Here is a 20,204-nt window from a genome sequence, read left to right on the forward strand (position 1 = left end):
GCGTATCGAGGCGGGTGTCGAGCCTGCCAGAACCTCAAGGAGAGCGATACGCCATGAACGAGCATAGCAACATTGTCCCACTGCGTCAGCCCGATGAGATCGACGATCCACTGACGAATATTTTGCGATCTGGAGCTCGGCAGCTGCTTGCGCAGGCTGTCGAGATGGAAGCCGAGGCGTTTCTCGCCGCGATGAAGGGCTTGAAGCTTCCCGATGGCCGCGACCGCCTCGTGCGACACGGCCATGGTCCAGTGCGGACGATCCAGACGGGGATCGGCGCCGTCGAAGTCGCCCGGGTAAAGATTCGCGATCGCGCGGTGACCAGCGATGGCGAGCGGATCCGCTTCACCTCGGCGATCCTGCCGTTGTGGGCACGGCGCACGAAGAGCTTGGATGCACTTTTGCCGGTTCTGTACCTGCGAGGCATCTCGACGGGCGACTTCCAGGAGGCGCTGGCGGCGCTCTTGGGCAAGGATGCGCCGAATCTTTCTCCGGCGGTGGTTTCCAGACTGACGACGGAGTGGCAGCTCGAGTACGAGCGTTGGCAGAAGCGCGATCTGTCGGCGCGCCGGTACGTATACGTGTGGGCGGACGGCGTCTTCCTGCAGGCTCGCATGGAAGACCACAGCGAATGCATGCTGGTGCTGATCGGCGCGACGCCGGAAGGCAAGAAGGAACTCATCGGCTTCCAGGTCGGCGTGCGCGAGAGCACGCAGAGCTGGCACGAACTGCTCGTCGAGGCGAAAACCCGAGGGCTGAAGATCGCCCCGGAAATCGCCGTCGGTGACGGCGCGCTCGGCTTCTGGAAGGCGCTCGACGAGGTCTTTCCCGCCATGCGACATCAGCGGTGCTGGGTGCACAAAACCGCGAATATCTTGAACAAAGTCGCAGTGTCGGTACAGGCCAGCATGAAGAAGGATCTGCGCGAGGTCTATTTGGCGTCCAACCGAGCTTCGGCCGAAGTGGCGATCGATGTCTTTGCCGAGAAATACGGAGCGAAGTACGACAAGGCGGTCGAGTGCCTGACGAAAGATCGCGACGCAATGCTTGCGTTCTACGAATTCCCCGCCGAGCATTGGGACCACTTGCGGACGACGAATCCCATCGAAAGCGTGTTCGCGACGGTCCGGCACAGAACGGTGCGCACGAAAGGTTCGTTATCGTCAACGACTGCCAAGTTGATGGTGTTCAAGCTGCTCTGCGCCGCATCAAAGACCTGGCGGCGGCTGAAAGGCACAAATCAGTTGCCGAAGGTCAGCGCAGGTGTCAGATTCGAAAACGGCATCGAGGTCATCCAAGTGCCGGAAAACCACGCCGCCTGATCGCCTCGTCACCCAAAATCCCGCATAGCTCTGTTCTGTGCGCAACTTACCGAGTGCCGGGTGCCTACGAAGTCATCACCGATGAGGAGATGATCGAAGGATTGTCGTTCGCGTCGTTTCGCCGGGTTGCCACTATGATCATGGTACCGGCGGCGCCGCCGCGCAATTCAACGATGGAGATGATTTCCATCAATCCGGTCGATTTGGCTGACGCGCAGCGCATTGATGCCGACGCGCCTCACGAGTGACGAGCCGCGCGATCTCGGCAGGCACCGCTGAATCGTGATGCTCTGAGCGAATATCGTTTCAGGGCGGTCTTGTTCCTCCCCCTGCGGTAGCATATGTGCTGTTTAGCGCTCGTTGGTCGCGATTGCCATTTCGTCCAAAGCAACAACAACCAGAAAATGGGAGGATAGCATGAAACTCCGTCCGCTTCACGACCGCGTCGTGGTCAAGCGTATCGAAGCCGAAGAGAAGACCACCGGTGGAATCATCATTCCGGACAGCGCCAAAGAAAAACCCTCGCAGGGCGAAATCACGGCGGTCGGTCCTGGTGGCCGCGACGATGCTGGCAAGCTGATTCCCATCGATCTCAAGGTTGGCGACCGCGTTCTGTTCGGCAAGTGGTCAGGCACCGAGGTCAAGCTTGATGGTCAGGACCTTCTGATCATGAAGGAAAGCGACATTATGGGCGTTCTCACTGAGCTGCCCGCCGCCAAGCAGAAGATCGCCTAAGCGCCAGTCTGTTTTCCTTATCCTAAGCAGCCAGCATCTCGAAGGATAAGGTCCGCAAGTTGAAATCACGTCCCTAGAGAGCTCGCCGAGTCGTGCGGTCTTTCGGATTTGACAGTTGAAAACGGAGATCATTATGTCGGCCAAAGAAGTTAAGTTCGGCGTCGATGCCCGCGACCGCATGCTGCGCGGTGTCGAAATTCTCAACAATGCGGTCAAGGTCACGCTCGGTCCCAAGGGCCGCAACGTCGTGCTCGACAAGTCGTTCGGCGCCCCCCGGATCACCAAGGACGGCGTCACTGTTGCCAAGGAAATTGAGCTTGAGGACAAGTTCGAGAATATGGGCGCGCAGATGGTGCGAGAAGTCGCCTCCAAGTCGGCAGATGCGGCCGGCGACGGCACCACCACCGCGACCGTGCTCGCGGCTGCGATCGTCCGTGAAGGTGCGAAGGCGGTTGCCGCCGGCATGAACCCGATGGACCTCAAGCGCGGCATCGACCTCGCGGTGGAAGCCGTGGTCGCCGATCTCGTGAAGAACTCCAAGAAGGTCACCTCGAACGAAGAGATCGCCCAGGTCGGCACCATTTCGGCCAACGGCGACGCGGAGATCGGCAAGTTCCTCTCCGACGCCATGAAGAAGGTCGGCAATGAGGGCGTCATCACGGTTGAAGAAGCCAAGTCGCTCGAGACCGAACTCGAAGTCGTCGAAGGGATGCAGTTCGACCGCGGCTACATCTCGCCGTACTTCGTCACCAACGCCGACAAAATGCGCGCCGAAATGGAAGACGCCTACGTCCTCATCCACGAAAAGAAGCTGTCGCAGCTGAATGAATTGCTCCCGCTGCTGGAATCGGTGGTCCAGAGTGGCAAGCCGCTTCTAATTATCGCGGAAGACGTCGAAGGCGAAGCGCTCGCGACATTGGTCGTGAACCGTCTGCGCGGCGGCCTGAAGGTCGCCGCCGTCAAGGCGCCCGGCTTCGGCGATCGCCGCAAGGCCATGCTGCAGGACATCGCGATCCTGACCGGTGGCCAGGCGATCTCGGAAGATCTCGGCATCAAGCTCGAGAACGTCACGCTCAACATGCTCGGTCGCGCCAAGAAGGTGATGATCGACAAAGAGAACACCACGATCGTCAGCGGCGCCGGCAAGAAGGCCGACATCGAGGCGCGCGTGGCCCAGATCAAGGCGCAGATCGAGGAAACCACCTCGGACTACGACCGTGAGAAGCTCCAGGAGCGTCTCGCCAAGCTCGCAGGCGGCGTCGCGGTGATCCGCGTCGGCGGCGCGACCGAGGTCGAGGTGAAGGAGCGCAAGGATCGCGTTGATGACGCGATGCATGCGACCCGCGCGGCTGTCGAGGAAGGCATCGTCCCGGGCGGTGGCGTCGCCCTGCTGCGTGCCTCCGAGCGTCTCAAGGGGCTGCGCACCAAGAACGATGACCAGAAGACCGGCGTCGAGATCGTGCGCAAGGCGCTATCCTATCCGGCGCGCCAGATCGCGATCAACGCCGGCGAGGACGGCTCTGTCATCGTCGGCAAGATCCTGGAGAAGGATCAGTATGGCTACGGCTTTGACTCCCAGTCCGGCGAGTACGGCAACCTGGTCACCAAGGGCATCATCGACCCGACCAAAGTCGTTCGTGTGGCGATTCAGAATGCGGCTTCTGTTGCGGCGCTGCTGATCACGACCGAAGCCATGGTGGCCGAATTACCAAAGAAGAACGCCGGCGGTGGCGGCATGCCTCAAGGTGGCGGTATGGGTGGCATGGAGTTTTAGGTCCCGCTCCGTTGGAGCTCAGTAATCACAGAAGGCCCGGTAGAGATGCCGGGCCCTTCTTTTGCAGGATCAGCAAGAAGGCGACCGCCGGGAAATTGTGAGGATACTCATCGTTCGATGTATCCCCGCGAGGACTGCGCCTTGTGCGATATCTTGGATTCAAGCACTTTATTGCTGTCGGCGGGAGCGTGAGAGTTGATGCCAACCAATCAGGACGCACGCGGAAAGGCATCCTCCGGGCTGGCCACGATTGTGGTTCACCAGAGCCCGACGATCCATTTCGCGCCGAGGACGGTCTCCCAGACAACCGCCAGCTCGACCGCCAGCTCGACCGCCAGCACGACGCCGCCAATGAGCAGGGCTATCGAGAGCAGGAGCCCGTCTTCTTCGAGATAGGTCAGCGCGATCAGCGCGATGACGAGCGCGGGCACGACGTTGCTCAGTGGGACCGGCGTGAAGAGCAGGCTGATGTTCAGCAGCACGACGACGGCGCCGACGACACGGTTCGTCGCGTCGAGCGGAATTGGCCAGCGCGGATGGATGAGTTTCTCCAGATACCGGAGCACGGGAATAGCTCGCTGCACCAGAGCGGCGAGGTGCCGGGTCGGCAACGGACGGACAGCGATGCGGCGTGGGAACACGGGCATGGTCTGACCGGCGATCATCTGGAACGCGGGAATCATAAGCAGCAGCCCGGCCACGATCGAGACACCCGGTGCAATAGCGACCACAGCAAGCAGCAGCATGATGAGGCCGAAGGAGCGCTTATGGAGGCGGCCCATCAGCCAACCCAGAGTGAAATGATCGGCTGGTGCCTCGTCGTGCAGGCGCTGCAGCAGGACAGACGCGGGCGCAAACACCTCTTCATCGGCGGCTTGCGTCGGCTTCGACTGGCGCATCCGGATCTCCAGTGGCGGCTACCTCTTTCGAGCAGCCCTTATTTTGAACGGGCCGCAATACCAATGGCGGATGCCTTGCTCGCCTGATCATGGCCTAGCGACCGCTCAGAAAGATCGAATCAGATAAACGGCGCTCTTCCGCCGAGTTCCACCCGAGGTAACGGCGGACGGGAAAGCCGTCGCCACGTGCCCAGGTTGGCACTTGTTGGGACTCTGTACGCTCGTGACAGGATCTTCCTGGACAGCGCCGCGCGGTCGACGCAGCTGGCCCCTGACCAGATCAGAGCCGACCCAGCAGCAGCAATACGACGAGGATGACCAGGATGATCCCGATCACGCCCATGCCGCCGTGACCGAAGCCGTAGCCGTAGCCGCCAAAGCGGCCGCTGAAGCCCCCGAGCAGGAAAATGATGAGGATGATGACCAGGATCAGTCCGATCGACATTGTCCGACTCCTTTGACGAGACCTTGGGAAGTTGTTGATCTACTGGCAGTCCAAATTGAGTGCGCGATTTTCAAGCTTCCGGCGACGATAGCCGGCGGCATCACCGAGAAAGAGTCCCGCTACTTCTTTTCGATTGAGATTCCACGGTCGCCGATGCTGATCTCGACGCCACTGGTCTTCTGTCGCTCCAGGTAGAATTGATAGCCTAGTATCATCGTGACGACAGCGAGCCCGCCGATGACGAGGTAGAGCATATTGCGCGACATTGTCCGAACTCTCGATTTGTGTGCTTCGCCTTGATGGCTGGTCTGGCCCATCCAGTTCAACGAACTCCACCGCGCCACGAACAGGCTCGCCAGAAGCAATCTCAAGGCCAAACCAGTGGAATAGTGGCGTTACAGCCCGGCTCATCACCTATTTGCGGGCCGCCGGTTGGTCAGAGTTTGCCAAGCAGAAGTAAGATCAGCAGGATAACGATCACGAGGCCGAGACCGCCACCGCCGTAGTAACCAGTACCGTAAAACGGACCGCCACCGATCCCACTGAAGCCGCCCAGCAGCGCGATCACCAAGATGATCAGAATGATGGTCCAAATTGACATTGCACAGTCTCCTTTTGCGGTTCGGATCGCGACGTCGCTGCCTCGTGCATGGCTCAGCGGCCGATTTCAAAGCAGGTTTCCAATCAGGAACTCATCTTGTAGCGGAGGTGGCGGAGACTTGTTGATGCAAATCAAAGATGTGGAGCAGGCTGAAACGGCCCCCCCATTATGGTCGGATAGTCAGCAGCCAGTCGTCGAGCCGTTGCAGCCAGCGCCGAGGTGGAGGTGGCGCAGGGGGTGGTTTGAGCTTGAGGCGATCGCCGTCACGTCCGTGAACAAGCTGAAGCGTGCGTGTGTGATAGACGGCAAGATCTGGTCGGTGACCGATGCTCAGCACGGTGGTCTGCTTCAGCTCATCATCGAACAGAGCCATGACGCGACGCTGGCTGTCTTCGTCAAGCGCGGCTGTCGCTTCGTCAAGAAAGGCCCATCCCGGCTTGTGAAGGAGCAGGCGCGCAAAGGCGAGGCGCTCCTGTTCGCCAAGCGAAAGCTCCTTGTCCCAGCGCTGGATCGTATCGAGCTTGGAAATGAGCTCGCCGAGATCGCACCGCTCCAGGGCCTGTCGCACATTAGCATCGAGGAAGGCTTCGGGCGGGCTCGGGTAACTCAGGGCGTTGCGCAGCGTGCCCAACGGCAGATAGGGGCGCTGCGGTAGGAATGCCATGGAGTCGGGTGGAGGCGTGAGGATTGTTCCGGAACCCCATGGCCATAAGCCCGCTACGGCACGGAAGAGTGTCGATTTTCCTCGTCCTGTGTCGCCGACAATCAGGACGCGCTCGCCAGGGGCGATGCTGGCCGTCGCGTCATCGATAACGATATGCCCGTCCGGCAAAAGTATCCGCACGGCTTCGAAAGCGAGATGTCCCTTCGGGTGCACCGCGCGCTTGATTTCGTCTGCGCCTTGTTCGATCGCAGGAAGATTGTCGAGCGCTTCGCGAAACGCCGCGACCCGATGAACCGCGGCGCGCCAGTCGGCGAGGCGGGAAAAATTATCGACAAACCATCGCAACGCCAATTGCACCTGGGTGAACGCACCCGCCACCATGATCAGGCCGCCCAGCGTCAGATTGCCTCCGAAATAGGCCGGTGCGGCTACCAGTATCGGAACGACCAGCGATAGCCAGCCAATGCCCGATGTGATCCAGGTCAGGTGAGCAAGCGAGGAGGATATCCGTCGCATCGTGTCCACGACGGCCGCGAGCGCGGCCTCGAGATGCCGTCGTTCGTCGCTCTCACCGCCATGAAGTGCGATGCTCTCGCCGGATTCGTTGACGCGAACAAGCGCAAAGCGGAATTCCGCCTCACGCGCATATCGCTCACCGTTCAAGGCAATCAGCGGTCGCCCCACGATCCAGGTCAGAGCGGACCCGGTCAAGGCATAAGCGAGCGCACACCAGACCATGTAGCCGGGAATGGCGATGTCGTAGCCAGCGACCTGGAACGTGACTTGCGCCGAGAGCGTCCAGAGCATGCCGACGAAAGCTATGAGCTGAAGCAAGGAATATACGATGCCGCAGCCGAGGTCGGCGGTGTAGTCGCCCAAAAGGCGCGTATCCTCCTGGATACGCTGATCCGGGTTGCGACCATACTCGCCAGCAAAGCCGAGCTGATAGACGCGCAACGGCTTGAGCCACTCGGCCAGGAGGTGAAGAGTGATCCACTCCCGCAGTCGAAACTTCAGGCGCTCCTGGAGATAGGTGTTTGCGACCGTGAGCGCCAACAAAATGACGATGATGACGGCGAACGTCTGGAGATCATGAACGAAGCCCGACAGGTCCTTGCGGCCGACGGCGTCGAAGAACCGGCCGTTCCAATCATTGAGTTGGACCTGTCCGTACATATTAGCGATGGTGACGACAGTCGAGGTGATGAAGATCGCCATCACCCGTCGCCCGCCTGCAGCCTGCCGAAGCACGCGCGCGAACAAGGCCAGATCCCGGGCAAGATTGAAATCGTGGACTGGCGCAGCTTTTATGAACGCGTCCGCGAGAGGAGGTCTGGCGGCCGCGCCCGGCATGATCGGCAGCAGAGGATCCGCGGGCTGCGGCAGCTTCGGAATTTCCTCCGCCGGAGGGGGGACGGCTTGGGGAGCCGCGGGCGATGCAACGTCAGCCTTCATAGGTCCGCGTCACCCCTGTTTTATCAGCCGGAATCACTGCATTGGCCAAGCAGGCCCGGGTGGTCAGGATCTTGACCCGCCGCAATGACTTTCCCCGGCGGCATAATCACTATGCTATCATAAAAGCGCGTGTTTCAGGAAGAAGCTGCAGAGCATCGATCACGGCATGGCCTGCAAAGCGCATTGATCGACCGGGGATATGTCAGAGATAACGGAAAAGTCTGACCGGCAGAAAGGTGCCGAAGCCGCAGTCGAGGGCTTTCGGAAAGACCTCGGCCCGTTTGTCGTCGCCGCTGAAACGACGCGAATGCCCATGCTGTTCACGGATGCGGCAAAACCCGACAACCCGATCATCTTCGCCAACGACAGTTTTCTCGCTCTGACCGGGTATGACCGGGAGGAAGTGCTCGGAAAAGACTTCAACTTCCTGATGGCCAGCGGTTCGGATGCCGAGGCCTTGGCGCGAGCCAAGGCCGAGTTCGAGGGTTCGTCCAACGGCGCTGAAATGTTCTGCCGCCGCAAGGATGGCAGCGAATTCTGGGCCGCGCTCTTCGTCAGTCCGGTACGCGATGAAGACGGCGACATCGTTCAGCATTTTGCATCCCTGATTGATCTCACCAAGCTCAAGGAGGATGAAGCTCGATCCAGGATGCTGATCGACGAGCTGAACCATCGCGTCAAGAATACCCTTTCCACGGTGCAATCGATCGTCTGGCAAACGTTGCGAACGACGACCGATCCCGAGCAGATTCGACAGTCCATCGAATCCCGGTTGTCCGCGCTCTCCCGGTCGCACGACCTGCTGACCCGCGAGAAATGGGAAAGTGCCGGCCTGCTCGATATCGCTCACGATGCGCTGGAACCATTCGGGGTCTCCGGCGGACGGGCGGATCGCATCGTGATCACGGGGGAGAACATCCGCTTTCCACCTAAATCAGCTTTGGCCCTTGGTATCGCGTTCAACGAACTTGCGACCAATGCCGTGAAATACGGTGCGTTGTCCAACGCGGTCGGATCAATTCAGATCTCGTGGACGGTGGAGACGACACCGGACGGAAAGCGGCTCTTGCTGAGCTGGAACGAGAGAGATGGTCCTCCTGTCACGCCGCCGGCACATGAGGGATTTGGCTCGCGGGTGCTTGAGCGCGGCCTCGCTCATGAGCTGGAAGGTGCGGTGCAACTGGACTATCGGCCGAACGGCCTTATCTGCACGATCGATATCCCGTTACCAAGAGGTGCCCCTGGTGGATAAGTTGCTTTGCGGCCGGCGAGCCCTCGTGGTCGAGGATGAGATGCTGATTGTCATGATGATTGAAGACATGCTTGCCGCCCTCGGCTGCAAGTCGGTGACTTCGGCCGCGACGGTCGATAAGGCGCTCGCGCTGATCGATGCGCAAATCGTCGACTTTGCGCTGCTCGACATGAACCTTAACGGCGAGGATAGCTATCCGGTGGCGGAAGCGCTCTTTGCGCGCGGAATTCCGTTCGCCTATTCCACCGGCAACACCGGTCAAGGCGTCAGTGACAGCAACCCCGACAGGGTTGTGCTGAAGAAGCCCTTCAAGTTCGAGGATCTGGTGGCGACGCTCACCCGCCTTAAGCTCACGCCGATCAAGTGATGGTGCCGCCGAAATAGATGAGCATTAGGTCTTCATCACGACGCCTGCGGCCCGGGGACCCAGGAGCCCCCGGGCCTCGGTTGGCACCCTATTTGAGGGAAGAAAACCAACTATCGATGTCCTTGCGAACCTGATCCTTTGCAAAGCCATATCGCTGCTGAAGCCGGCCCTCGAGCTGGTCGCGTTTGCCGTTGATCGCGGTGAGATCGTCGTCGGTAAGTTTGCCCCATTGCTCCTTCACCTTGCCTCGGAGCTCCTTCCAGTTTCCTTCAATTTGATTCCAGTCCATGGTGTATCTCCCAATTTCAGATTGAATACGCTGCCGCGTCATCGCGTTCGCTGAACCGCAGCGCTAATCTTTTTTCGACCGACCGCCGCTTGAGAGCGCGTTCAGTGGCGCGGGCCTGCGCCGGAACCTGCCGCGCCAGACGGCGTCAAAGTTGGCCTTAGTACGGGGCGTAGTATTGGCGGCGATACGGGTAGGGACCGCCATAGTAACCTGGTGCGTAGCCCGGCGCGTAACCCGGACCGTAGTAGCGGGGGCCGTAGGCCCCATAGGCGGCGGCTCCGGCCGCGGCACCAAGAATTCCAAGACCAATTGCCGCCCCGGGAGCAGGCCGATAGACGCGACCGCGGTAATAGCGTCGATAGCGGACCTCCGTCACTCCGGTCGAGGACGTCCCTTCTGTCAGAAGAGGCGCGCTCGGCGAGATCGGAGCTGCCCCCGAAGGGAGTACCGAGCCGAGCATCGCGGCGCCGAAGAGCGCGGCGCCAATCGCGCATGTTCTGGTCTGCCTGTTCATCGCTATATCCTCTCGAACTTGGAGTATCTCAAGCGGCAAGTGGCTTTGCGTGTCGCTGGCCTGCCTGATGGTTGGCCCTTGTTGCAACTGCTGACCCAGAGCCCCAACGCAGAGTGCTCTGAAGGTCACGTGGTAGGTCTAAAGTCTCATGCTTCCAGCGAGGCAATAGACCCGCCGCCGTACTCGCGCCGCGACTTGATCGATCACTTGGCGCAAGTCTTGTCGGCTTTCAAAGCCGCTTCTGCGGAAGCCTTTGTCGTGTGGGCGGCGCCGACAACCTTCATGTTGCTGCCGGTCGCAGGCTGGCTCTCGACGATCTGGCATTTCATGGTCGCGCTATCCTGAGCCAGGTAAAAAGATGAGGGCGATTGTCCAACGGTCTTGCCCGTCTCAGCCGCGAATAACGGCGAAGCAAGCGCGAGGACTGCGGCCGTCGCCAATAGGGTGCTTTTCATGGAATCCACCAATTCTTGTTCGTCCGGAACTGGACAATGAACGAATAGAAACGGCGGGCAGGCGTTCCAGTTATGGCGGATTTGTTTTTTGCGTGTCAGTTGATGTGGATCATTGACAATTGCGAACGCCTGTCAGGCAGCCTGATTAGATGGTCACTTATATCAAACTGCCGAGACTTTAGGTTGCCCCCTCACGGGCAAGGATGCCTTAGGCCGTCGTAGCCGAGATAGGTGCCGGAATACGGAGAGCTGGCCCCGGTTGTTTGGACAGCGCCCCGCTGGATTTAAGTGGATTCCTGCCGGGTTATGCTGAACGCGGGGCTTTACGGTTTTGTCGTTGCGTCGGGAGGGCGTAGCCCGACCAGAGCGACGACAAAACCGTCGGCGACGGTCATGCGGCCATCACCATAGCTTGCGTGCCGAAGTAAGCCTCGTCGGGCGTGCGCCCGTCAAGGCTCGAGTGAGGGCGTCCCTGATTGTAGAAGGCCAGATACTTGGCAATTGACGCTCGCGCCTCGGACACGCTGTCGTAGGCGCGGAGATATACTTCTTCGTATTTGACCGTGCGCCAGAGCCGCTCGACAAACACGTTGTCGCGCCAGGCGCCCTTGCCGTCCATGCTGATGGCGATCTTCGCGTCCAGCAGCACATCGGTGAACTCGAGGCTGGTGAACTGGCTGCCCTGATCCGTGTTGAAAATCTCGGGCCTGCCGTGCTTCGCCAACGCCTCCTGGACCGCTTCGACGCAGAAGGCCGCCTCCATTGTGATCGAGACGCGATGGGCCAGGACCCGTCGGCTGAACACATCGACGACCGCCGCGAGATAGACGAAGCCACGCCGCATCGGAATGTAGGTGATGTCCATTGCCCACGCATGGTCGGGCCGCTCGATCTTCAATCCGCGCAACAGGTACGGGTAGATCTTGTGACCCGGAGCCGGCTTGCTCGTGTTCGGGCGACGATAGACCGCCTCGATCCCCATGCGCTTCATCAGCGTCGCGATGTGGCGGCGACCGGCGTATACGCCCTCCCGCCGCAGCAACGATCGCAGCATACGCGCTCCCGCGAAGGGATAATCGAGATGCAGCTCATCGAGCCGACGCATCAAGGCAAGGTCCTCGGCCGAAACTGGCCGAGGTTCATAGTAGACCGTGCTGCGAGCCAGCTTCAGGACCTTCGCCTGGCGCACGATAGAAAGATCATGATCGCGGTCGATCATCGCTTTGCGCTCAGCAGGCCCGTCTTGGTGAGCGCGCCGGACAAAAAATCGTTTTCCAACGCCAGCTCGCCGATCTTGGCATGTAACGCCTTCAAATCGACCGGCGTCTCGGCCGATGTCTTGTCATGCCCAAACACGCCGGCGGCGCCTTCCAGGAGCTGGTTTTTCCAGATCGTGATCTGGTTCGGATGAACATCAAACAGTTGCGCCAGCTCCGCCAGTGTCTTGTCGCCTTTGACCGCAGCCAAAGCAACCTTCGCCTTGAATGCCGGAGAATGCGTCCGGCGGCTCTTCTTCGTCATCTTCGCTCCTGATTCGCAGCAAGAATCCTCGCCGCTGTCAGGCAGAAAATCCACTCAAGCTACTGTCCGAATTTGCGGGGCCAGCTCTGCCGGCTGCACGTCGATGCGATCGGCGTGCAGCGACCAGTCTCCCATCTCCCGAAACTCGCAGAATTGCTGTTGAGCCAGTAAGGTCGGCTCGGCTGCATGACGTGCATCGACATCGACGATGCACTGACAGATTTCGCAGGATTTTCCCTGGTCGCCGATAACGTTCTTGAGGAAGCGGACCGTGAAGTGGGCCATGGATACCTCGTTCGTTATGGTGACATGCCGGGATGCGGGTTGATAGACGAAGGCTCGAGTTTCCAGCAGGTGATCATTCACGGCCACAACGCCGGGTATCGCCTCGGCGGCAACGCGAATGGCCGTGCGTTCGGCGAGCGATGGCGCAAAACCCCTGATGTCGAGCACGCCGTTCTGCACGGTCGCGTTCACATTGAACGTATGAGCCCATGGCTGTAGAGCGACGATGAAATGACCAACGACCTATGAAAGATGGAGCGTACATGAAAAGCCTCGGACTTGCAGCCCGCGTCTTCGCGGCCTCATTTGCACTCGCTGTCGGTACTGCCGAAGCACGACCGCTCAATCAGGTTCTCGGCACCTGGCGTATGGTTTCAGCTCAACTCGATCCGGATGGCCGGAATGTCCCGGCCTACGGGCAGAAGCCAAACAGCCTTTTGGTCTTCACCGAAGACATGCACTTCATCGAAGTGCTGACCGACGCGTCGATTCCGAAGTTTGCTTCGAACGCGCGAGGTGGCGGCACTGACGAAGAGAACCGGGCCGCGATGGCGGGTAGCATCGGGTTCTTCGGCACGTATACCGTCGATGAAAACGGAGTCTTCAGCGGCAATCGCGTTGAAGGCTCGACATTTCCAAACTGGGTGGGTAGCGAGCGCACGCGAAAGGATCTGAAGCTCGATGTAAGCGGAGACCGTATCATCGAGAACTTTCAGCGGCCGGAGGGCACCAAGGTCGTCATCACTTGGGAGCGGGTGCGCTAGAGAGCGCGTCCCCCCACTCTAGTTTCCCGCAAGCCAATGCGGGGAATAGGCGATGGGTCGGGCTTTTCGGCCTCCAATATCCAGGTACGGGATCAACGGTGTCTCCTATGTCCAACCGCCTCATGGGTCCGGTCCTCGGCACCACTGTCTCCGTTTTGGGGAGCGCATCAAGATCCGGCACATCCCGTTTCGCGGCAATGCCCCAGGTATCCAGGCGGTTGTCGCCAACGTCGTGAGCTGTACCTCTCAAACGGAAGTCAAATCGTTTGTGGACGAAGGACAACTTCGAGCCTTCGCCACGACGGGAAAGCGTCGAGATCCCCGCTTCCCTGATCTTCCAACAGTGGCTGAAGCCGGCGTAGCAGGATACGAGACGTCTTGGTGGCACGCTGTTTATGTGCCGGCGGGTACTTCTTCCGCCATCGTCGAGAAACTTACAGGTGCCTTGCAAGCCGTGATGCAAGACAGCGAGGGGCGAGCGCAGCTGGAAGAGATCGGGCTGGTGGCGCAGTATCGTCCTGCCGAACAAGTGACTCAGCAGACGTCATCGGATATGGCGAGCTTCAGAAAGATCGCCAAGGAAAGCAACATCAGTCTGGACTGAAATTGCATCGCTTTCGATCTCGGCGCTCTCGTCTGAATGGAGGCTCGAGGCGGAGATGGAAGCTCTCCGGTCTGACGCGGCATCTGGAGCGCCGGGCACGATGTGAGCGACGTAATGCGTCACAGACAGCCTCGAGCAAGACGAGAGATGGCGTGACCTGTCGGATAGTCACGCGCACGTTACTGAAATGCCGCGTGGCCTGCGTCAAAATAATGCACCCGGTGTAGTTTTGTTGACACGGAGAACCCCGGCTGTTACCCAATTGGCTTCGGCACAGTGCTGTAAATGCCGGGTGCGGGGAAGTGGCGGAAGTAATGGTCATGAGAAGCTGGCTCGCTGCTATGGCATTGGCATGTGCCGTCGCGATGGCACTGCCTGAAGGCGCGCATGCGCAGAATGCTCAGGTGCAACAGGAGCATACGGCGTTTCGTGCGATCGACTTCGATTGGAGGGATACGTCTCGTAGTCGCGAAATTCCTGCTCGCTTGTATTGGCCGACCGAGGTATCGCCGGGAAGGGTGCCACTGATCGTCTTCTCGCACGGGATGGGCGGTTCACGAAACGGTTACACCTACCTCGCTGCCCGGTGGGCCGCGCACGGCATTGCGAGTTTGCATGTCCAGCATATCGGGAGCGATGCTTCTCTCTGGCGTGGAAATCCCTTCGAGCTCGTGGGGCGGCTGCAAGCAGCGACCCGGGATGATGAAGCCGCGGCGCGTGTCGGAGATCTCCGTTTTGCGCTCGACCAGATGCTGTTATTTGCAACCGGTCCCTACGCGCGATTCATCGACATGCGACGCATCGTCGTAGCCGGACATTCTTATGGTGCGAACACCGCGTTGTTGACGGTCGGTGCCCGGGTCATTCGGGATGGTCGTTGGCTCGATTTCCGCGACCGACGCTTCAAGGCGGCGATCGTGATTTCAGCCCCACCTTTCTATGGGGAGAGCGACTTGTCGAGCGTGCTCGCCAACATCGCGGTGCCGACGCTTCACGTGACGGCTACACAAGACGTCATCAGAATTCCTGGCTTCTATTCGAGTGCACGCGATCGAGTCGCAATATTCGACGCGATCGCCAATCGGCGTAAGCTGCTGGTCATGTTCCGGGGCGGATCCCATAGTATATTTACGGACCGCGCTCTGACTGGGGGGCCAGGATTGAATCCGAAGGTCAAGGAAGCCACCGGAGAATTAACTCTCGCATTCCTTGACTATGCGTTCGCCGGGGATTCCAGGAGTTTGGCGCAATGGAGCTCCGACTGGCAGGATATTCTCGCGCAGCCTACCATTCGGAACGCAATGCTGATCTCAGGCGCGTCCGCACGGGCTGATTTGCAAGATAACGTGCCCGCGCCACCGGCCGAGAAAGGCCGTGCTATGACCGATGAGCAACGGAAGAGTTATGCTCCTCTTCGGGACGGGGGACGTCGGGCGGCGGCAGAAATCGACTGGTCGGCATCTGCATCGCGTCGATGAACTCCGATGCAGCGGTTCCTGCTTATAGCGACTTTATGTCTGCTGACCGCCGGGTGCGCGACTGCGCCCCTGAACAGGGCGGGTTCACTTGCCAGTTATGATGATCTGAAGCCATCCGACGGCGTTTTGACGAAGTCGATCGTTCGCGTCGACAAGGAGGACGTTCTCGGCGCCAAGACCGTGCGGCTGGTAGAAACTCGATTTTCGTCCAAAGCGGCCGCGGAGGTCTCCTTCTCGCCGGATCAGCGCAGGATCATCGGCAACGCCATTGACCGTGCTCTGTGCTTCGGATTGAGCGATAGATTCCAGATTGTCGGTCCGGCGGATCAGGCAGACCTGACCGTTCAGGCCGTCATCACGCATGCGGCGGCGACCGATTCTGCAGCGGCAGGCGCCTCGGGTGTCGCGCGGGTTGCGAAAGCCGTACTCCTGCCTGGCGTGCCAGTACCAGTTCCGCGGATTCCGTTGGGACTTGGCAGCCTGTCGGTCGAAGGTGAGACGAGGGACAGAAGACGGAAGCAGAAGGCGGCAATGGTGTGGGGCCGGGGGGCGAATTCTTTCAAAAGTTCTCCCCGCGTATCGCCTGATGGCGATGCATACGACCTCTCCACGGCATTTGCCGCCGACTTCAGTCGATTATTGGTCACGGGGAGTACGCCTTTCGGAACCCTTCCAGCGCTGCCGTCGCTCGAGAGCCTGCACACGTCCCTGGGCGGTGCGCCGAAGCAATCGGCGTGCGAAGTGTTCGGAAGAGCTCCGGGACTTGCTGGATTCATCGGCCAGGGACTTGGAGCTCCTCCAAGTTGGACAGACCAGGGCGCGGTGTCTCCATCGTCTCCGACTGCCGCGCCACCGGTCAGCGAACGTTCGCCTGCGACATGAAGTCGGCGAAGCGCGGATCCCCGACATGGGCGATGTTGACGCGCATGCCGGGCGCCGGCGAGCGTCGGGTATGAAGTCGATCCGGGCGCGCAACCGGGCAGAATGTTATCCAGTGCGGATCGATCTCCCGGAGGCCGAGCGCCTCATACCCCGCGCCTCAACGCTCTCGCCGGCCAGAACCTGCCGCCGCCGCGGTCCGCGCAAGCATCGTTACGGTGCCGCGCATGAAGCGCGTGAGGTAGATGCACAGGTTCACCCGTGATGATATCGGGAAAAGTGCGGAGGCGACGGCCACCTCTGAAGCTTTCTATCAGAGCGTTGATCCGATGATGCATCAAACGCTCATTTGCTCGGAAGACGATACCATCGCCAGTCTTACGTTGGCGATTCACGAAAATTCTGGGACGATCGCGGCAGCCGCTTCCTGGATCGTGCACCACACCGCCTCTATGTCGCTCGTCTCGGTGGATATCGTGCCGATCGAGACGCGGACCATCCAATGCCCGGCCGCGGTAGCGGGCGTGACATAGGCTTGGCCTGAGGCGTTCACCGCGTGCGCCCATGCGCGCGTGAAGTCATCGAGACGATGGAAAGGCACAGACTTCGGGCGATTCACAATGCATACGGTTTGCAGAACGACGGGGGCGACGACTTCCCAATCTGGTGTTGCTTCGACCTTCGACCGAAGATCCTGGGCTAGGCTAATGTCTCGCCGCAACCTCGCCTGCAACCCGGAAACGCCCTGTTCCCGTATGGCGAACCACAGTTTCAACGCCCTGAATCTCCGTCCGAGCGGAATGCCGGTGTTACGCAGATTGCGCACCTTCTCGTCGGCCTGAGATTGGAGGAAGCTCGGATCGGCAGACATCACCCTGAGAAGGTGAGGCTCGTCCCGAACGAAATAGAGCGAGCAATCAAAAGGGACGCCGAGCCACTTGTGCGCATTGATCACGACACTGTCCGCATCCTCGACCCCTTCCCACATCCACCGTAGCTCGGGCAAGAGCATCGCATTCCCGGCCATGGCAGCGTCGATGTGGAGCCACAAACCATGCCTCCGCGCTATGGCAGCGATCTCGGAGACTGGATCAATGGACACGGTAGCGGTCCCGCCCACTGCGGCGACGATCGCGCATGGCTTGAACCCAGCGTGGATGTCCGCAAGGATTGCATCTTCGAGCGCCCCTGGACGCATCGCGAAACTGGCGTCGATATCGACCATGCGGACATTCTCACGGCCGAACCCCGCCAGCAGCGCCGCTTTTTCGACGGAAGAATGAGCGCTTGCCGATGTGTAGATCGTCAACGGCTTGAGTTCCGCTTGCAGGCCCTGGCGAACGAGCGAAAAGCCTGTCGTCTTTTCCCGGGCGCATAGCAGAGCGACCAAGGTGCTTGTCGACGCAGTGTCGTTGATCACGCCGAACCAGGCGGAAGACAAGCCAACCATCTGCCTGAACCAGTCGACCGTGACCTCCTCGATCTCCGTCACCGCGGGCGACGACTGCCAGGACAGGCCCAGCACCCCAAGTCCGCTGCTCACCAGGTCGCCAAGGATACCGGACCCAAGTGAATTGGAGGGAAAGTAGCCGAAGAACCGCGGGTGTTGCCAATGCGAGATGTTGGGGAGAACGACTGAATCAAGATCAGCGATGATCTCATCGAATCCCTCAGCTTCTACCGGCGGGGAGGCAGGAAGGATCGCTTTGACGTCACCCGGCTGTGTCGCAGGCTGGACCGGATAGTTGGACATCTTTGCGTGATAGTCCGCCAGCCAGTCGATGATCTCGTGACCTCGTCGTCGGAATTCCTCGGGCGTCATTTAGGCCTCTTTGGTTGTTCACTTCGTGGTCGGACGGGCATTCCAAACTAAGGGAGAGCGTATCTCGGATGGCTCCGCATATTGCAGTGACGGGATGTGCCGGCGCGATAGCCTGAGGCGCCGAACCTGGGATGCCGCAGACGTGGCCAGCGCGCGAATCCTCGCCATCGTCCCGGTCCGAAGCACGCTGAATGCGGGAAAAAAGGCGAACAGCAAAGTAAGACCGATCCACCTCATCAGTCGACCCGAGAGGAACGCTTGTATCGTGGGCGTCACCTCTTCCTGCAGGAAATCCACCGTCGCCACCAGTATCGCCTTCGCGCCGGGGCAAACGAGGCTGCCCGAAACGATGCCGGCCAGATCGAAATAGGGATGGAATGAGATCACATACAGGAGAGCAGCGATCCCGACATTCGTGAGAATTGGTGATCGGAGTGCCTTCACAACGTGTGCGGCGAAACCAGAGGAAATCGGAGCAGCGTGGATTTCTTCGTGTTTCGCGGGATCGGAGGGCTGGATGGGCTTCAACTCCTTGGCCGGCCGGTAGGAGCCACGGGATCGATCGAGCAGTTCGCGCGTTCGATGTCGAACGATCCTTCCACGACTTATGGGCGCCTCGATCGGCCACACGCGCGGACGGGGTCCAAGATGATCGGGGCCATTGCTATGGCTTGCGGACGCGCCGCCGGCAAATGGTCGATTCGCATCTCGCTCCCGCTCTCGTTGCGGAACAGTGATATCCGTCCCATCCGGCGTGTCACATGTCATTTGATGATTCCTTGTTCGTCCCCGCGGACGACGGTCGGGATGCCTCAAGGGCAGTCATTTCAGAAGTCTCGCACCAAGCGTAACTTATTTCGCACTTGGTGTAATATTATTTGGGCGATTTCGTGGCCCCGGCCATGAGGACGCGCGCCTGCCAGCGGCATCTTCGTCCTGTGGAGACCTCGCTTCGCCCGCAAGGCAAGACGTCCCGTGCGCAAAATTTGCGCAACGATGGTTACGAGACGGAGGAGGCAGTTGGGCGGAGTCGTGTTCGTCCGTATTGGGGGCCGGCGAATGAAGCCGGCCCGGCATAGTGCTTGCAACTCGAAGCGCTTTAGGCTGCCGATTTGGGCTTCACGGATACTGTGCTTCGATTTCGATCGACTTCACTTCGGGGATCTCGACTTTCCCCTTTTCGAAGGTGGGTCTGTTTGTCAGACTCATCTTTGGATTATTCGCTATACCTATTCCCGATGTCGGGATTCCCAACAGGTTCGTTTCAGGTTTGCCCATTCGTTTCGGATCGTGAAACATCGAGACTGCGTACTGTCCTGCGGGCAGATTGGGGAAGGACACTCGTGCACTGGACGCTGGCGCAGTAGCCTTCTTGAAGGGCCGCCCCTCGGCGCATCTGGGGAAGCCTTCGTCCGTCGAACGCCAAAGGCAGACGACGATGTCCCCCTCGGTAGTCTTCAGCCTTGTCACGGTTACATCGAGCGCGGCCGCGACGGGCACAAGCCCGAAGAGCGCAGCAGCAGTCAAAGCGAGACGAATGGTAGAGCGACGCCAGCCCGATGAAGGAAGCTGCATCCGATTTGTTCTCCTCATGACTCTTTCTTTCACGGTATTTTGCTGATGGCAGGTCGTTTCATGGTGATTGCGTCGACTGTTTGCGAGCATTCGTCACTCGAGAGTGCCGCAATTCCCCTTACGTGATGGCTGCATGCTGCCAGAAGCCGACTTCCGAGCGATCACGACGATTGAGTATTGAGCGGTAATGCGAACGCGGAAAATGCCTGAACTTGCATTTTTCTTGCCTATTCCTGCAAAGGGCAAAGGTGGATTTCCGCCCGCGTTGGCGTGCGAAGAGCGTGAGAAATTGTCGCGCCAGAAAGCACCTTCGAGCAGCGCCAAAGAATTCCGGTCGTAGTGTACGATCGCACCTTATCGATCACGGATGTCTTGAGGCGGCCGAGGTACGAGCCAGAGCAAGAGAGATTACAAGTCGGCGCGCATCTGTCGGGTTCGATCAGAGTCGTCGCCGGGGCAGATACGCGCTCACCAGGAGCGCAATCCCGACCTCAATCCGATATC

At 59.8% G+C, this 20,204-nt stretch carries 23 protein-coding genes; 10 read left to right on the top strand and 13 right to left on the bottom strand.

Features of this window, described 5'->3' with window-relative positions:
• The first annotated feature begins 53 nt into the window (after positions 1–53).
• The 4 genes from ABIF91_RS28865 (at position 54) to groL (ending at position 3,831) form a co-directional block, all read left to right on the top strand.
• Positions 54–1,322, top strand: a complete 1,269-nt coding sequence (locus ABIF91_RS28865; RefSeq protein ID WP_424579528.1) for an IS256 family transposase — start codon at positions 54–56, stop codon at positions 1,320–1,322.
• Complete coding sequence (locus ABIF91_RS28870; protein ID WP_051393996.1) at positions 1,322–1,570, top strand: hypothetical protein; 249 nt, start codon at positions 1,322–1,324, stop codon at positions 1,568–1,570. The genes ABIF91_RS28865 and ABIF91_RS28870 overlap by 1 nt, the downstream gene beginning before the upstream one ends.
• 169 nt (positions 1,571–1,739) lie before the next feature.
• The gene (locus tag ABIF91_RS28875; protein WP_028181505.1) at positions 1,740–2,057 is read left to right on the top strand and encodes a co-chaperone GroES; all 318 of its coding nucleotides are present in this window, start codon (positions 1,740–1,742) and stop codon (positions 2,055–2,057) included.
• 133 nt (positions 2,058–2,190) lie between these two features.
• Positions 2,191–3,831 (top strand): chaperonin GroEL, encoded by a 1,641-nt coding sequence (groL, locus tag ABIF91_RS28880; RefSeq protein WP_035694381.1) that lies wholly within the window; start codon positions 2,191–2,193, stop codon positions 3,829–3,831.
• Positions 3,832–4,088: 257 nt separating this feature from the next.
• Here the strand turns inward: groL and ABIF91_RS28885 are convergent, their stop codons facing one another.
• The 5 genes from ABIF91_RS28885 to ABIF91_RS28905 all read right to left on the bottom strand — a co-directional run bounded on the left by ABIF91_RS28885 (position 4,089) and on the right by ABIF91_RS28905 (position 7,895).
• Complete coding sequence (locus tag ABIF91_RS28885) at positions 4,089–4,730, bottom strand: exopolysaccharide biosynthesis protein (protein WP_424579529.1); 642 nt, start codon at positions 4,728–4,730, stop codon at positions 4,089–4,091.
• A 280-nt stretch (positions 4,731–5,010) separates the two neighbouring features.
• The gene (locus ABIF91_RS28890) at positions 5,011–5,175 is read right to left on the bottom strand and encodes a DUF3309 family protein (protein WP_080660040.1); all 165 of its coding nucleotides are present in this window, start codon (positions 5,173–5,175) and stop codon (positions 5,011–5,013) included.
• Positions 5,176–5,294: 119 nt separating this feature from the next.
• Positions 5,295–5,492 carry a hypothetical protein gene (locus tag ABIF91_RS28895; RefSeq protein WP_424579530.1) on the bottom strand — a complete coding sequence of 66 codons (198 nt, stop codon included), beginning with the start codon at positions 5,490–5,492 and terminating at the stop codon, positions 5,295–5,297.
• A 119-nt stretch (positions 5,493–5,611) separates the two neighbouring features.
• Positions 5,612–5,776: a DUF3309 family protein gene (locus tag ABIF91_RS28900; RefSeq protein WP_080584230.1), complete on the bottom strand. Its 165-nt coding sequence runs from the start codon at positions 5,774–5,776 to the stop codon at positions 5,612–5,614.
• Between the two features lie 166 nt (positions 5,777–5,942).
• Positions 5,943–7,895 carry an ABC transporter ATP-binding protein/permease gene (locus ABIF91_RS28905; protein WP_050995044.1) on the bottom strand — a complete coding sequence of 651 codons (1,953 nt, stop codon included), beginning with the start codon at positions 7,893–7,895 and terminating at the stop codon, positions 5,943–5,945.
• Between the two features lie 199 nt (positions 7,896–8,094).
• Between ABIF91_RS28905 and ABIF91_RS28910 the strand changes: the two genes are divergently transcribed.
• A complete protein-coding gene (locus ABIF91_RS28910; protein ID WP_028181501.1) occupies positions 8,095–9,147 on the top strand; it encodes an HWE histidine kinase domain-containing protein in 1,053 nt (350 codons plus the stop codon).
• Positions 9,140–9,514: a response regulator gene (locus tag ABIF91_RS28915; protein WP_028181500.1), complete on the top strand. Its 375-nt coding sequence runs from the start codon at positions 9,140–9,142 to the stop codon at positions 9,512–9,514. Before ABIF91_RS28910 ends, ABIF91_RS28915 begins: the two co-directional genes overlap by 8 nt.
• 88 nt (positions 9,515–9,602) lie before the next feature.
• Here the strand turns inward: ABIF91_RS28915 and ABIF91_RS28920 are convergent, their stop codons facing one another.
• The 5 genes from ABIF91_RS28920 to ABIF91_RS28940 form a co-directional block, all read right to left on the bottom strand.
• Positions 9,603–9,803: a CsbD family protein gene (locus ABIF91_RS28920; protein ID WP_028181499.1), complete on the bottom strand. Its 201-nt coding sequence runs from the start codon at positions 9,801–9,803 to the stop codon at positions 9,603–9,605.
• A 717-nt stretch (positions 9,804–10,520) separates the two neighbouring features.
• Positions 10,521–10,772 (bottom strand): hypothetical protein, encoded by a 252-nt coding sequence (locus tag ABIF91_RS28925; protein ID WP_028181498.1) that lies wholly within the window; start codon positions 10,770–10,772, stop codon positions 10,521–10,523.
• Between the two features lie 191 nt (positions 10,773–10,963).
• Positions 10,964–11,056 (bottom strand): BA14K family protein, encoded by a 93-nt coding sequence (locus ABIF91_RS28930; RefSeq protein WP_424579827.1) that lies wholly within the window; start codon positions 11,054–11,056, stop codon positions 10,964–10,966.
• A 107-nt stretch (positions 11,057–11,163) separates the two neighbouring features.
• A protein-coding gene (locus tag ABIF91_RS28935) for an IS3-like element ISRj2 family transposase (RefSeq protein WP_424579073.1) occupies positions 11,164–12,293 on the bottom strand; the annotation gives its coding sequence in 2 pieces (ribosomal slippage) (positions 11,164–12,041 and positions 12,041–12,293; 1,131 coding nt in all).
• A 54-nt stretch (positions 12,294–12,347) separates the two neighbouring features.
• Positions 12,348–12,806, bottom strand: a complete 459-nt coding sequence (locus ABIF91_RS28940; RefSeq protein ID WP_424579828.1) for a BON domain-containing protein — start codon at positions 12,804–12,806, stop codon at positions 12,348–12,350.
• A 35-nt stretch (positions 12,807–12,841) separates the two neighbouring features.
• Between ABIF91_RS28940 and ABIF91_RS28945 the strand changes: the two genes are divergently transcribed.
• The 4 genes from ABIF91_RS28945 (at position 12,842) to ABIF91_RS28960 (ending at position 16,306) form a co-directional block, all read left to right on the top strand.
• A complete protein-coding gene (locus ABIF91_RS28945) occupies positions 12,842–13,342 on the top strand; it encodes a lipocalin-like domain-containing protein (protein ID WP_028181735.1) in 501 nt (166 codons plus the stop codon).
• 52 nt (positions 13,343–13,394) lie between these two features.
• Positions 13,395–13,946, top strand: coding sequence for a Bug family tripartite tricarboxylate transporter substrate binding protein (locus ABIF91_RS28950; RefSeq protein ID WP_080660071.1), 552 nt, complete (start codon positions 13,395–13,397; stop codon positions 13,944–13,946).
• A 320-nt stretch (positions 13,947–14,266) separates the two neighbouring features.
• Entirely contained in the window at positions 14,267–15,424 is a 1,158-nt protein-coding gene (locus tag ABIF91_RS28955) for an alpha/beta hydrolase family protein (protein ID WP_245285553.1), read from the top strand.
• Positions 15,425–15,430: 6 nt separating this feature from the next.
• Entirely contained in the window at positions 15,431–16,306 is an 876-nt protein-coding gene (locus ABIF91_RS28960) for a DUF3313 domain-containing protein (RefSeq protein WP_424579531.1), read from the top strand.
• A 388-nt stretch (positions 16,307–16,694) separates the two neighbouring features.
• Here ABIF91_RS28960 and ABIF91_RS28965 read toward each other — a convergent pair whose 3' ends face one another.
• From ABIF91_RS28965 to ABIF91_RS28975, 3 genes are all read right to left on the bottom strand, one after another.
• Positions 16,695–18,125 carry a pyridoxal phosphate-dependent decarboxylase family protein gene (locus ABIF91_RS28965; RefSeq protein WP_424579532.1) on the bottom strand — a complete coding sequence of 477 codons (1,431 nt, stop codon included), beginning with the start codon at positions 18,123–18,125 and terminating at the stop codon, positions 16,695–16,697.
• 18 nt (positions 18,126–18,143) lie between these two features.
• A complete protein-coding gene (locus tag ABIF91_RS28970; protein ID WP_035718808.1) occupies positions 18,144–18,653 on the bottom strand; it encodes a hypothetical protein in 510 nt (169 codons plus the stop codon).
• 591 nt (positions 18,654–19,244) lie between these two features.
• Positions 19,245–19,700: a DUF2141 domain-containing protein gene (locus tag ABIF91_RS28975; protein ID WP_035718806.1), complete on the bottom strand. Its 456-nt coding sequence runs from the start codon at positions 19,698–19,700 to the stop codon at positions 19,245–19,247.
• Positions 19,701–20,204 lie beyond the last annotated feature (504 nt).

Origin of the sequence: Bradyrhizobium sp. USDA 241, assembly GCF_049739505.1 — a bacterium.
Lineage (GTDB): Bacteria > Pseudomonadota > Alphaproteobacteria > Rhizobiales > Xanthobacteraceae > Bradyrhizobium > Bradyrhizobium liaoningense.

Excerpts from the sequence above, each read along its gene's own strand:
- ABIF91_RS28865 (WP_424579528.1), top strand. The coding sequence starts at position 54 with ATGAACGAGCATAGCAACATTGTCCCACTGCGTCAGCCCGATGAGATC.
- ABIF91_RS28875 (WP_028181505.1), top strand. The coding sequence starts at position 1,740 with ATGAAACTCCGTCCGCTTCACGACCGCGTCGTGGTCAAGCGTATCGAA.
- groL (WP_035694381.1), top strand. The coding sequence starts at position 2,191 with ATGTCGGCCAAAGAAGTTAAGTTCGGCGTCGATGCCCGCGACCGCATG.
- ABIF91_RS28885 (WP_424579529.1), bottom strand. The coding sequence starts at position 4,730 with ATGCGCCAGTCGAAGCCGACGCAAGCCGCCGATGAAGAGGTGTTTGCG.
- ABIF91_RS28890 (WP_080660040.1), bottom strand. The coding sequence starts at position 5,175 with ATGTCGATCGGACTGATCCTGGTCATCATCCTCATCATTTTCCTGCTC.
- ABIF91_RS28895 (WP_424579530.1), bottom strand. The coding sequence starts at position 5,492 with ATGGGCCAGACCAGCCATCAAGGCGAAGCACACAAATCGAGAGTTCGG.
- ABIF91_RS28900 (WP_080584230.1), bottom strand. The coding sequence starts at position 5,776 with ATGTCAATTTGGACCATCATTCTGATCATCTTGGTGATCGCGCTGCTG.
- ABIF91_RS28905 (WP_050995044.1), bottom strand. The coding sequence starts at position 7,895 with ATGAAGGCTGACGTTGCATCGCCCGCGGCTCCCCAAGCCGTCCCCCCT.
- ABIF91_RS28910 (WP_028181501.1), top strand. The coding sequence starts at position 8,095 with ATGTCAGAGATAACGGAAAAGTCTGACCGGCAGAAAGGTGCCGAAGCC.
- ABIF91_RS28920 (WP_028181499.1), bottom strand. The coding sequence starts at position 9,803 with ATGGACTGGAATCAAATTGAAGGAAACTGGAAGGAGCTCCGAGGCAAG.
- ABIF91_RS28925 (WP_028181498.1), bottom strand. The coding sequence starts at position 10,772 with ATGAAAAGCACCCTATTGGCGACGGCCGCAGTCCTCGCGCTTGCTTCG.
- ABIF91_RS28945 (WP_028181735.1), top strand. The coding sequence starts at position 12,842 with ATGAAAAGCCTCGGACTTGCAGCCCGCGTCTTCGCGGCCTCATTTGCA.
- ABIF91_RS28950 (WP_080660071.1), top strand. The coding sequence starts at position 13,395 with ATGGGTCGGGCTTTTCGGCCTCCAATATCCAGGTACGGGATCAACGGT.
- ABIF91_RS28955 (WP_245285553.1), top strand. The coding sequence starts at position 14,267 with ATGAGAAGCTGGCTCGCTGCTATGGCATTGGCATGTGCCGTCGCGATG.
- ABIF91_RS28960 (WP_424579531.1), top strand. The coding sequence starts at position 15,431 with ATGCAGCGGTTCCTGCTTATAGCGACTTTATGTCTGCTGACCGCCGGG.
- ABIF91_RS28965 (WP_424579532.1), bottom strand. The coding sequence starts at position 18,125 with ATGACGCCCGAGGAATTCCGACGACGAGGTCACGAGATCATCGACTGG.
- ABIF91_RS28975 (WP_035718806.1), bottom strand. The coding sequence starts at position 19,700 with ATGCAGCTTCCTTCATCGGGCTGGCGTCGCTCTACCATTCGTCTCGCT.